This is a genomic window from Mycobacterium shimoidei, from assembly GCF_900417275.1.
GTDB classification, from domain to species: Bacteria; Actinomycetota; Actinomycetes; order Mycobacteriales; family Mycobacteriaceae; genus Mycobacterium; species Mycobacterium shimoidei.
The window spans coordinates 2,949,593-2,961,858 of record NZ_UEGW01000001.1 but is presented as its reverse complement, the minus strand read 5'-3'; the positions used below and the strand labels follow the sequence as shown (position 1 = coordinate 2,961,858).

At 66.0% G+C, this 12,266-nt stretch carries 2 protein-coding genes; one reads left to right on the top strand and one right to left on the bottom strand.

The genetic code is table 11. The annotated features are described in order from the left end of the window. The first annotated feature begins 8 nt into the window (after window positions 1-8). Complete coding sequence (locus MSP7336_RS14315; RefSeq protein WP_069394599.1) at window positions 9-1,094, top strand: acyl-CoA dehydrogenase family protein; 1,086 nt, start codon at window positions 9-11, stop codon at window positions 1,092-1,094. 3 nt (window positions 1,095-1,097) lie between these two features. On the opposite strand, the gene MSP7336_RS14310 is transcribed toward MSP7336_RS14315, so the two are convergent. Continuing rightward, window positions 1,098-12,125 carry a type I polyketide synthase gene (locus MSP7336_RS14310; protein ID WP_113963978.1) on the bottom strand — a complete coding sequence of 3,676 codons (11,028 nt, stop codon included), beginning with the start codon at window positions 12,123-12,125 and terminating at the stop codon, window positions 1,098-1,100. Between the last annotated feature and the right edge of the window lie 141 nt (window positions 12,126-12,266).

The window sequence follows — 12,266 nt, the reverse complement described above, 5'->3', positions numbered from 1 at the left end:
GGCAGGCCATGGACTTTCAATTTAGCGACGAACAAATTCTGCTTCGCGACACCACCCGCGACCTGCTGGCCCGAAGCTACGATCCGGAGAGCCGTCTCAAGGTGGTCGACACCGAGCTGGGCTGGAGCCGCGAGGTGTGGGGTCAACTGGCCGACACCGGGATCCTCGGCCTCGGTTTCGACCCAGAGGAGGCCGGCCAGATCGAGATCATGGTGGTGCTCACCGAAATCGGCCGTCGGCTGGCTCCCGAACCGCTGATCCACGCGGCGCTCGGTCCGGGCGCGATCATCGCCGAAGTGGGCAGCGACGCCCAGAAAAAGCAGCTGGAGGAGGTGGCCGCCGGTCAAAAGCTGCTCGCGTTCGCCCACCTCGAGCCTCGCGGCAACTCAACAACAGCTGTGCGCCAAGATGATTCATGGACACTGAGCGGACGCAAGAATCCCGTCCTCGCCGGTGACTGCGCCGACACCCTGGTAGTCAGCGCCGCCTTGCCCGACGGTAAAACCGGGCTGTTCCTGGTGGATGCCCAGGCCGTCAGCCGGCATCCCTACCGGACGTTCGACGGCCAGCGCGGCGCCCAGATCGACCTGGATCACACACCTGCCGAGCCGCTGGGTGAGGGCGACGCCGCATCGGCCATCACCAACGCCGTCATCCGTATCCAGTCGGCGTTATGCGCCGAGGCGGTCGGAGCTATGGAAGAAGCGCTTCGCCTGACGACCGATTACCTCAAGACCCGCAAGCAATTCGGCGTCACCTTGAACAAGTTCCAGACGTTGACCCAGCGGGCCGCCGACATGTACGTCTCGCTGGAGCTGGCCCGCAGCATGAGCCTGTACGCGGCAATGTCGATCGCCGACGGCAACCTCGATCCGGTGATCGCGGCGCGGGCCAAGCTGCAGATCGGCCGATCCGGCCGGCACATCGGTCAAGAGGCGATCCAGCTGCACGGCGGCATCGGGATGACCGCCGAGTACCCAGTCGGCCACTATGCCGCCCGGCTCACCGCGATCGAACACACCCTCGGCTCGTCACAAGACCAGCTGCACGTGCTCATGGATCAGGTCGGCGACTACGAGGTCGTCACGCTGTAGCGGTCAACTCGGCTCTGGCGCCGCGTCCGAACCCGCTTCGCCCGATGGTGAATCCGGGTCGGGTAGCTGGGACGCGAGGTATTCGCCGAGCCCACCGATCGTCGGGTAGTCGAACACCGCGGTTGCATTGATCGTGAACGCGCCACCGAACTGGCTGTGCAACCGGTTGCGGAGCTCCACCGCCATCAGTGAGTCCGTGCCCAGGTCCAAGAACCGACTGGTCGCCGCGGGCGGCTGCGCCAGCCGCAGGAACCCCTGCACTTCGCGCTGCAGGAACTCCGTGATGAACGCGGCGCGCTGGGCCACCGGTATCTCCTGCAGTTGGCGGAGCAACTCACTGTCGCCGGCTGTCTCGGTGACCGCGCTCGGCAAGACGAGGTCGAGAATCGGTGGACGAGAACTGCCCAGCACCTTCGCCGCCCGCTGCCAGTTGGCCTTGATGACGGCCGCCTGCGCGGTTCCGTTGGCGACGACCTCGGCGAGCGCGCTGAGGGCGGCCGAGGGTTCCAGCGGAATCAGTCCCTGCGCACCGATATTGGCACGCGCAGCCTCCGAAGACGCCATGCCACCCTGGGCCCACGGGCCGAAGTTGACCCCGGTTGCCGGCAACCCGTGTGCCTGCCGTCGGGCGACCAACCCGTCGAGCAGCGCGTTGGCAGTCGCGTAGTTGGCCTGGCCTGGTGGACCGAGCAAACTGGACACCGAGGACGACACGATGAAGAAATCAAGGTCGTCATCCCTGGTCAGGCGGTCCAGGTGGCAGGCACCGAACGCCTTGGGGCCCAATGTCGTCCGGAAACGCTCCAGATTCTGTTGTGACAGCAGCGCGTCGTCGAGCACGCCCGCGAAATGCGCCACGCCCGCAAGCGGCGGCAACTCCGCGCGGATCCGCTCCAGCAGCTCGACGACCTGCGTCTCGTCAGCGACATCGGCGGCGAAGGTGTGGATGCGGCACCGGTAGCGCTCGGTGATGTCGTCGATCATCTGCTGAACATCCGCATCGGGCGACCGCCGACTGGTCAACACGATGTCACCCGCCCCGCGCTGGGCCAGATACGAGGCCGTGTGCAGACCGATCGCGCCGAGCCCGCCGGTGATCAGGTAGCTCCGATCATCGCGTAGCTGAAGCGGTTTGGGCATTTGCAGCACGATCTTGCCGATATGCCGCGCCTGCTGCATCCGGCGAAACGCCGTCTTCGCCTCGGTCAGCGGGTAGATCTCGGCGGGCAGCGGTGCCCACTGGCCCTTGGCCAACCCGTCCGACACCTCGGCAAGCAGCGCGCGAATACGCTCGGGCTCCTGGAGAGTAACCGTGTCGAGCGCAACGATTTCGTAGGCGATATCGGGGCGGGCTGCCGCCATCTGCTCCGGGGTCCAGATGTCGCGCTTGGCGATCTCGGCGAATCGGCCATTCTGGGCGGTGGCCCGCACGGTCGCTTCGACAAACCCTTCGTTCGTCAAGCTGTTGAGCACCACGTCAACGCCGGCGCCATTGGTGTCGGCGAGAATTTGATCGGCGAAATCCGTGCTGCGCGAGTCGTAGACGTATTTCACACCCATTTTGCGCAGCGTCGCGCGTTTGTAGGTGCTTGCCGTGGCAAAGACCACCGCACCGTGCTGTTGGGCCATTTGGATCGCCGCCAATCCGACGCCACCGCTGGCGGCGTGGATCAGCACCCGATCGCCGGGCTTGAGCTGCGCCCAGTCGAACGCGAGGCGCGCCGTCAGCGCCGCCGCCGGGATGGTCGCCGCTTCTACCGCGCTTACCCGGGCAGGAATCGGCGCCAGCAACTGTGCGGGCACATTGAACCGGCTGGAGAATGCGCCCTGCATGAAGCCGTAGACGCGATTGCCCACCTCAAGTCCCGTGACACCCCCACCCACCGCGGTGACGACGCCGGCAAAGTCACCGCCGATCGGGCCGGGATCGCCCGGATAGAGGCCCAACACGTTGAGCACATCCCGGAAATTCAATCCGGCGGCTTCAACCTTTACCTGCACGTAGCCCTCGTCCGGCGGCGGCACTTCCGCTTCGGTCAGGCGCAGGTTGTCGATCGCGCCGCGTTCGGTGGGCGCCAGCGTGTAATCGGCTACGCGCGGAAGCGCGAGATGACCGCTGCGCGACCATTGCAGCAACCGAGACGCCAACAGCTTCCCTTGTCGCACAGCAAGTTCGGGCTCGTCGACGGGTGCAGCGAGCAGACTGATCAGCGAACGGACAGCCTGTTCTGATCCGTCGGAATCGACCAGCTTGCAGCGCAGAGCCGGCTCCTCGTTGACGATGGTGCGCCCGAGGCCCCACAGCGCCGTCTGCACCGGGTCGACCGACTCACCGGACTCGGTCGCGACCGCTCGTTCGGTGATGATCCACAGTCCGCCGGGAAGCTTCAGTGAGTTGTCAGCCTGGGCGGCGTGTACCGCGCTGAGCAAGTTGTCGAGCTCGGCTTCCAGCCGCGTGATCGATTCTGCCGTGGGCTCCCCTGCCTTCGATCCGTCGCAGCGCCAGACGATGCCGGTGAACGGCATGCCCCGCTGATGAGCCTGCGTCAACACCTCGCCCAGTAACTCGGGGTCCGAAGCACTGTCGGACGGGATGCAGCCCGGTAACTCGGCTGCCAGCTCACTGAAGCCAGCGACTAGCCATGTGCCGCTGACCTTTTCGGCGCCCTCGGTATCGCTGGCCGATGGCGGGGGCGGCACTTCGTGCCAGCCCAGCGCATACATCAGACGGGTGGCATCACCGCCGAGTCCGCGCAGCAACGCCTCGCGAGGCGCCCGTTTGACCGTGAATTCGCGAATCCCGCCCAGGTGGCGACCATCCCGGTCGATGAAATCGAGGTCGAAGACCTGGGTTTCGCTCATCAGCTCACTTGTATGCCACCTCGCGCGGCAGTAGAACCGTCGAGGCATCTTGTCCCGCAGCGCCACTTGCCCGTAACGCAACGGCAAGAACAAATCGCTCACTCCTTGTTCGGCGGCGAGAAGTGCGGGGAACGCCGGGAAGGCGACCCCGGTGCACAGGTCGAGCAGCACCGGATGCATCGGCTCGGCACCGAGATGTTCGGTTAGTTCCTCGCCGACCGAGATGTCACCGATCGCCTCACCGTCACCGAGCCACAACGACTTCAGCGATCCGGACCAGCTAGGCCCCCATGCCAGCTCCATATCAGCGAAGGTCTCGAACAGCTGCTGCGGACGCATGCGCTCCATCCGCTCGATCGCCGTATCGACGGGATCGGCGTCTTCGGCCGCCGGCTCCTCCCCGAAACCGGATAGCGCCGTGCCGTCGGCGTTCAGCGACCATTCGGCGTCGCTGACCCCGTACGGGCGGCTGTGCACCTGGAATTTCCAGCCACCACCCTCGTCGAGCGGATGCAGCGTCAGCTGGACCTCACGAGAAGCCTTCTCCGGCAAGATGATCGGTTCATAGAAGAAAACCTCTTTGACGTGCGCCGGGGTTCCGACCGCGGCCAGGGCCATCGTGGCATAGGTGGCGCCCGGAACGACGACGGTGCCGTAGATGACGTGATCCGATAGCCACGGTTGCGACCTGACCGAAAGCCGACTGGTATACACGCGATCGCCGGACGCGAGATCCTTGCCGCTGCCGAGCAGACCCGACGTCGACGGGCCGTCGACGCTGATGGCGGAAGCCTTGGGCCAGAAGCGACGGCGCTGGAAGGGATAGGTGGGCAGTTCGACTCTGCGGCGGGGTTGCTGATGCAGTGCGGCGAAGTTGGGCCGGTGGCCGCTGACATACGCAGTGGCCAGCGCTTCGGCGATCTGGCGGCGATCACCGGTGCCCTTTCGCAGTGACACGATCGCACGCGGCGCGGCCAGGTGTTCCGGCCAAACCTGCACCGCCGCCCCGGTCAGCACCGGTTGGGGCCCGATCTCCATCAACACCGAGCACCCCAGCGCGGCCACGGTGCGCACGCTTTCGGCGAACTGCACCGGCTGGCGGGAATGCCTCCGCCAATACTGCGCGTCCAGTGGGGTGTCGGCGGTGAGCACTGTGCCGGTCCGATTGCAGACCAGCGGCAATGTCGGCGCAGCGAACTGCAGTTGGGCTGCGTAAGACTCGAATTCACCGAGCACCGGTTCCAGCAGTTCCGAATGGAAGGCGTGGCTGGTTTCCAGCCAGCTGCAGCGGATTCCGTCGTTACTGAATCGGCCGACAATCTCGTCCAGATCCGTCCCGGGACCGGATAGCACCGTGTTGGGTCCGTTGTAGGCAGCGACCGACACCCGAGGGAATTCGTTGGCGACTTCCTCGACTTGCTTGGCGTCGACGAAGACCGCCACCATGCGTCCGCCTTCGGGCAAACTGCCGAACAGCCGGCCGCGCTCGGCCATCAGCCGCGCGCCGTCTTCGAGGCTGAAAACTCCGGCCACACACGCCGCCGCGTATTGACCGACGCTGTGCCCCAGCACCACATCTGGCTCGACACCCCACGACTGCCACAGTCGCGCCAAACCCATCTCGACGGCGAACAGCGCCGGCTGCGCAAACGAGGTGTGCTTCAGCGTTTCGCCCGCCTCCCCGCCCGTTTCCCGGTCGGTAGCGAACAACACGTCCAGCAACGGCCGCGGCAGGATTTCCTTGACCGCATCCGCGCAGCGTGTCACTGTTTCTGCGAAAACTGGTTCAGTGTCGAACAATTCGCGTGCCATACCCGGATGCTGGCTGCCCTGTCCGGTGAACAGCCACGCCGTCGTCGGCCGGTCCGCGCACTCCCCGCGTACCACACCGGGCCGCAGCCTGTTCTCGGCCAGTTCAGCCAGGCCCTCGCCGGCGCTTCGAACCGAATCCACCACCAGCGCCGCCCGATATTCGAAATGCGAGCGGCCCACTCCGGCCGTGAGACACACGTCGGCGATGTCAACCTCCGGATGGGTGCTCAACCAGGATTCATAACGCCGCGCCAGCGCCACCAGCGCCTGCGGTGATCGCGCCGACAGCGCCAGCACATCAGGTGACCCGCCGCGGGCGTCCGACTCCTGCTGCACCGCGGCGTCGTCTACCGGCTCTTCGCCGGTGGGCGTCCATGTCGGCGCCTCCTCGATAAGCACGTGCGCGTTGGTGCCAGTGAACCCGAAGGAACTTACGCCCGCGCGTCGCGGTCTTCCGGTGGTCTGCCACGGGATTGCTTTGTCCACGACGCGAACCGGCAGCGAGTCCCACGGGATGTGCGGCGAGGGTGTGTCAAAGTGCAGGCTGGCCGGCAGCACGCCGTGCTGCAGCGACAACACAACCTTGATCAGGCCGGCGGCCCCTGACGCCGATTCGAGGTGGCCGATGTTCGTCTTCACTGATCCGATCAGCAACGGCCGGTCCGCGTCACGAGCGGCCCCATAAACAGCTCCCGCCGCCTGCACCTCGATCGGATCACCCAGCGGGGTACCCGTCCCGTGCGCCTCCAGGTAGTCGACGTCTTCGCCGGTCAGGCCGGCGCGGGCCAGTGCGGTGCCGATAAGCCGTTGCTGTGCACCACCATTGGGCACCGTCAAACCGCTGGAAGCGCCGTCTTGGTTGACCGCGCTACCCGGGATGACCGCGCACACTCGATCGCCGTCGCGCTGCGCATCGCTTAGCCTCTTGAGCACCAGAATCCCGCAGCCTTCACTGCGCACATAGCCGTCGGCGGAGGCGTCGAAGGTCTTGCATCGCCCGACGGGAGAAAGCATCCTGGCGCGCGAGGCGGCGATGTTGGTGACCGGGCTAAGCAACACATTCACGCCGCCGGCCAACGCCAAATCGCAGTCGCCGGAGTGCAATGCCTGGCAGGCCTGATGGACGGCCACCAGCGACGAGCTGCACGCGGTATCGACGGCCACCGCCGGCCCTTCGAGTCCGAGCGCGAAGGCAACCCGACCCGAAACGGCGTTGAGCGCGTTGCCGGTGATGAAATACGGCTCGATTTTGTCCACCGACTCGGCGGACAGCAGATGCGCATACTCGTTGGCAGCCACCCCCACGAAGATGCCGGTTCGGCTGCCGCGCAACGCAGACGGTGCGTAGCCGGCCCTTTCCAGCCCCTCCCATACCGTTTCCAGCACCAGCCGCTGCTGGGGCTCGATCCACATTGCCTCGCGCGGAGAGATCCCGAAGAACTCCGGATCGAATCCGTCGATACCGTCGAGGAATCCACCGAAGCGGCTGTAGATCTTGCCCGGAATCTCCGGATCCGGGTCGTAGAACTCGTCGATGTCGAATCGGTCTTCCGGAACTTCCCGGATCGCGTCAACACCGCCGGACAGCAGCTCCCAGAAAGCTTCCGGATCGGGCGCCCCGGGGAAACGGCACGACACCGCGACGATCGCGATCGGCTCATCCGTGCGTGTCGTCGCCACCGTGGCCGGCGCTGCCTTTGCGGATGCCTGCTCGTCAAGTCCGAGCACGTCGCCGAGCAGATGATCCACCACGTCGGACAGCCGCGGGTAATCCATCGCCAGTGTCGCGGGGATGTCTTTACCTACACCCTGCTCGATGCGCCGTCGCAACTCGACAGCCATCAGCGAATCCATGCCCAAGTCAAAGAATCCCGCGTCTTCGCGAATCTCTGCGGCATCGACGCGCGTCACCTCTGCCACAGCGTCACGCAGGTAATCCATCAGCAGTTTGCGCCGTTGCTGCACCGGAGCGTTGGTCAGCCGCTCGACCAGTTGGGTCTTCCCGCTCAGGGTCGTCGACGGCGCCACCCCAGTCAGTGAGCTGGGCACCTCGCGCTCCAGCTCCGCCAAAAATGCCCGGCTGCCCGCTTGTTGGTAGAGCGGCAAAAAGCGAGCCCAGTCGACCCTGGCCACCACGCCTTGCGCCACCCCCTGGGCAGCAGAAGCCGCCATGAGATCCGCCATGCCCGCCAGTGCATCGGCAGGTGAGAGTGTCCGGACCCCGCGCTTGTTCAGCCGCGCGCGAGATTCCTCGTCGGCCATGCCGGCCGACCACGGACCGAAATTCACGCTGATCCCCGAGACACCCTGCGCGCGCAGTCGCCAGGTCAGCCCGTCCAAGAACGCGTTGGCCGCGCCATAGGCAGTCTGACCGAATCCGCCCCATACCGAGGCGATCGAGGAGGTGCTGAGGAAGAAGTCCAACTGCAAATCTGCGGCTGCTTCGCTTAAATGCCAAGCACCCCAGACCTTTCCGGCAAAAACACGATCGACTTCGGAATCGTCGAGAGCGCTCAGCGGGGTGGTGCCGATCTCGCCCGCGGCATGAACGATACCGGCCAGCGGCGGTAGTTCGGCCTGCACGGTGGCCAACAGGCGAGCGACGTCATGCGCGTCGGCGACATCGGCGCCGACGACCCGGAATTCGCAGCCGTGCTGGTCGCGTAGCGCGTCGATACGCAGTTGCGCGGCATCGCGGGGCGGGCGGCGGCTGGTCAGCCCCAGATGGCGGGCGCCGTGCGCGGCCAGGTATCCGGCGTTTTCGAGTCCTATCGACCCCAGCCCGCCGGTTACCAAATATGTTGCTTCGGGCCGCAATATCGGCGGTGCCGCGCTCGGCGGGCCCCCCCGCCGCACCAGCCGGGGGAGGTAAACCACTTGATCACGCAACGCGAACTGGTCTTCGGTGCGCGGAGCGGCCATGAGCTGCGTAATGAACCGCGACCATTCGTCGGCGGTGCCATGCGCCAGATCCGCCAGTCCGCCCCACACCTGCGGATGCTCCAGCGAGGCGGCGCGGCCAAATCCCCAGAGGCAGCTCTGATCCGGCGACACGACGTCGGCGTCGGTGACTCGTTGCGCGCCACGGGTTACCAGCCAAATGGGCCGGCGCAGTTCGGCGGCAACCGCGGCGCGGAAGAGTCGCCGCGTTCCGCCCAGGATCTGGTGCTGCATCCGCAGCAGCGCCCGCATCGACGGCGCGGTCTCGGAGTCGATAGCCGCAACATGGACGATTCGCAGCGTCGATTCATCTGCCGCAGCGGCGCGCAACGCGCCCTCGAGTTGTTCCTCGTCAGCAGCGGACATTGGCAAGCCGATACGCCGATGTTGGTGTCCCAGTGCGGTCAGCGCGTCGACCAGCGGCTCAATCACCTCGGTGTTATCGCCCACGAGCAGCCAGGCGGGTTTTTCTTGCGCCTGTGCATCCGAAGCCGCGGCGCTGGATTTCTCCCAGCGAATCGCGTAGCGGTCGTCCGCGATGGACTGTGTCGAGCGCTGTTGGTTGTGTTGCGCGGCAAGCTTGTTCAACACACTCAGGGTCTGGTCGTCGCCGCCCGCACCGCCGAGCAGAGCGGCGAGTTCCTCGACCCGGCCGTCCTCGAGGAGCCGGACCGCTTCGCTACGCACCTCGAGGTGCTGTTGTTGGCTGGGGCGCTTGCGATCGTCTCGATACCAGTACTGGCGGTGCTGGAACGGGTAGGTGGGCAGGTCGAGCTTGCGCGCCGATCCCTGCCAGGGAGCACCGAAGTCAGGCAGATGCCCCAGCACGTAAGCGTCGGCAACAGCTTCGGTGATCTGGCGGTGGTCGGCGGTGTTTCGGCGCATCGACGCGATCGCCCGCGGCGCGGTAGCCGAGTCGGGCCACGCCCGCAGCGCTGCGGCGGTGAGCACCGGTTGCGGACCGATTTCCAGCAGCACTTTGCAGCCCAGGTCGGCCAGTGTCTGCACGCTTTTGGCGAATTCCACCGGCTGCCGTGCATGACGACGCCAATAGGCGCCATCGACTTTGACGCTCCTGCCCAGCGCGGCACCGCTGCGGTTGCACACCAAAATTCGTTGCGGCGAGCTGAAATTGAACCGGTTCGCGTACGACTCGAACTCGTCGAGGACCGGATCCAGCAGCGCGGAGTGGAACGCGTGGCTGGTATCCAGCCAGTCGCACCGGACGCCGTCGGCTTTCAGCTGGGCCACCGCCCGCTGAAGATCCTCCGCCGGCCCCGATAGCACGGTATTAGCGCCGTTGTAGGCGGCGACGGACAGAGTGGGGTACTCGTCGGTGAAGGCCTCGACGCGTTCGGCAGCGGTGAAGGCGGCGACCATCCGGCCGCCGGCAGGCAAGCTGCCGAAAAGGCGGCCGCGCTCGGCCATCAGTAGCGCGCCATCCTCGAGGCTGAGCATGCCCGCTACGCAAGCAGCTGAATACTGGCCGACGCTGTGGCCCAGCACTACGTCGGGTTCGAAGCCCCACGACTGCCACAGCCGGGCCAGTCCCATCTCCACTGCGAACAAGGCGGGCTGGGCGTAGGTGGTCTGTCGGAGCGTTTCTTCGTTTTCTGGATTATCCGTATCGAAAATGACGTCCAGCAATGGTTTTTCGAGAACATCTGCGACCGCGGCGGCGCAGCGCGTCATTGTCTCGGCGAACACCGGCTCGGTATCGAAAAGTTCCCGCGCCATACCCGGGTACTGGCTGCCCTGACCGGTGAACAGCCACGCGGTCTTCGGCGTGTCATCGGATACCCCGCGCACCAGGCCCGGTGCCGGGCGGTCGTCGGCGAGTGCGCCGAGTAACTCACGGGCCGATTCCGTCGAATTGACCACCAACGCGGCCCGGTGTTCGAAGTGTGCTCGCCCCGTCCCGGCGGTGAAGCACACGTCGGCCAAAGTGGCTTGCGGGTGCGCACCCAACCAGTCGCGGTATTGGTCGGCGATCTGGACCAATGCGTCGGGTGTGCGCGCCGAGAGTGGAAGCACACCAAACCGCCGACCTCCCGGGTCGACCGGGTTGTTCGGTGCTACCGGAGCCTGACCCGCGGGCGCTACTGGAGCTTCTTCGATGATGACGTGCGCGTTCGTTCCGGCGAACCCGAACGAGCTGATCCCCGCGATTCGCGGCCGGTCGCCGCGCTCCCAGGCGGTGGGCTCCTGCACAACCTGCAGCGCGAGCCGATCCCACGGAATGTGTGGCGACGGATTGCGAAAGTGCAGGTGCGCCGGCAGCAGCCCGTGCTCGAGCGACAGGATGACCTTGATCACGCCGGCGATGCCCGCAGCAGCTTCCAGGTGCCCGATATTGGTCTTCACCGAGCCGATCAGCAGCGGCCGGCTCGCCTCGCGTCCGGCGCCGAACACCGCGCCCGCGGCCTGGGCCTCGATCGGGTCGCCCAGCGATGTCCCGGTCCCATGCGCCTCCAAATATCCGACGTCGGCGGGTTCAACGCCCGCGCGCTTCAGCGCTTCGGTGATAACCCGTTGCTGGGCAACGCCATTCGGCACTGTCAAACCGCCCGATGCGCCATCCTGGTTGATCGCGCTGCCCCGGATGACGGCGCGAATCCGATCGCCGTCGCGGATCGCATCCTCGAGCCGCTTGATGACGATGACGCCACAACCTTCGCCGCGCACATAGCCGTCGGCGGCTGCGTCGAATGTCTTGCACCGGCCGTCGGGCGCGAGCATGTGCGCGTGCGAGAAGGTGATCATGGTGGCCGGGCTGAGCAGCACGTTCGCGCCACCGGCAAGAGCGAGGTCGCACTCCCCCAACCGCAGCGCTTGGCATGCCTGATGAATAGCCACCAGCGACGAGCTGCACGCCGTGTCGACCGCGACCGCCGGGCCCTGCAGCCCCAACCGGTAGCTGATCCGGCCGGCCGCCGCGGATGCCGACGTCCCGATTGCCATATAGGCCTCGATCTCGGGGTACGTCAGCTCAGCCGATGCCATTCCCAGGTAGTCATGCGTGGCCAAACCGACGAACACGCCGGTGTTCGTGTTCGCCAGAGCCGTGGGCGCCGTACCGGAATGCTCGACCGCCTGCCAGGCGGTTTCCAGCAGCAGCCGATGCTGCGGGTCCAGCAACCTCGCCTCGCGCGTCGACATACCGAAAAACGGCGCGTCAAAGCCCGTCGCGTCGTCGACGAAGCCTGCTCGCCGGGTCACCACCTTCCCGGGTGCATCAAAATCCGGATCGAAGAATTCGTCGACATCCCAGCGATCCTCGGGCACCTCCGAGACTGCGTCTCGGCCTTCGCTCAGCACCTCCCAGAACTGGTCTGCATCCGCACCACCCGGGAACCGCGCCGCGTAGCCGATGATTGCGAAACCCGATGGTGGATGGTCGCTTTCGGCGAACGCCATACGGCTGTCCTTTCTGCCTGGCCCATGATCCCCCGCAGCGGATCCGATGCGCAGAAGGATCACTGCCGTCGGACAGTATTACAGCGCCGTGCAGGCACTGGGCAAATATTGCCAAGCCTACAGCGCAACAAGCTATCTTGG

Excerpts from the sequence above, each read along its gene's own strand:
- MSP7336_RS14315 (WP_069394599.1), top strand. The coding sequence starts at position 9 with ATGGACTTTCAATTTAGCGACGAACAAATTCTGCTTCGCGACACCACC.
- MSP7336_RS14310 (WP_113963978.1), bottom strand. The coding sequence starts at position 12,125 with ATGGCGTTCGCCGAAAGCGACCATCCACCATCGGGTTTCGCAATCATC.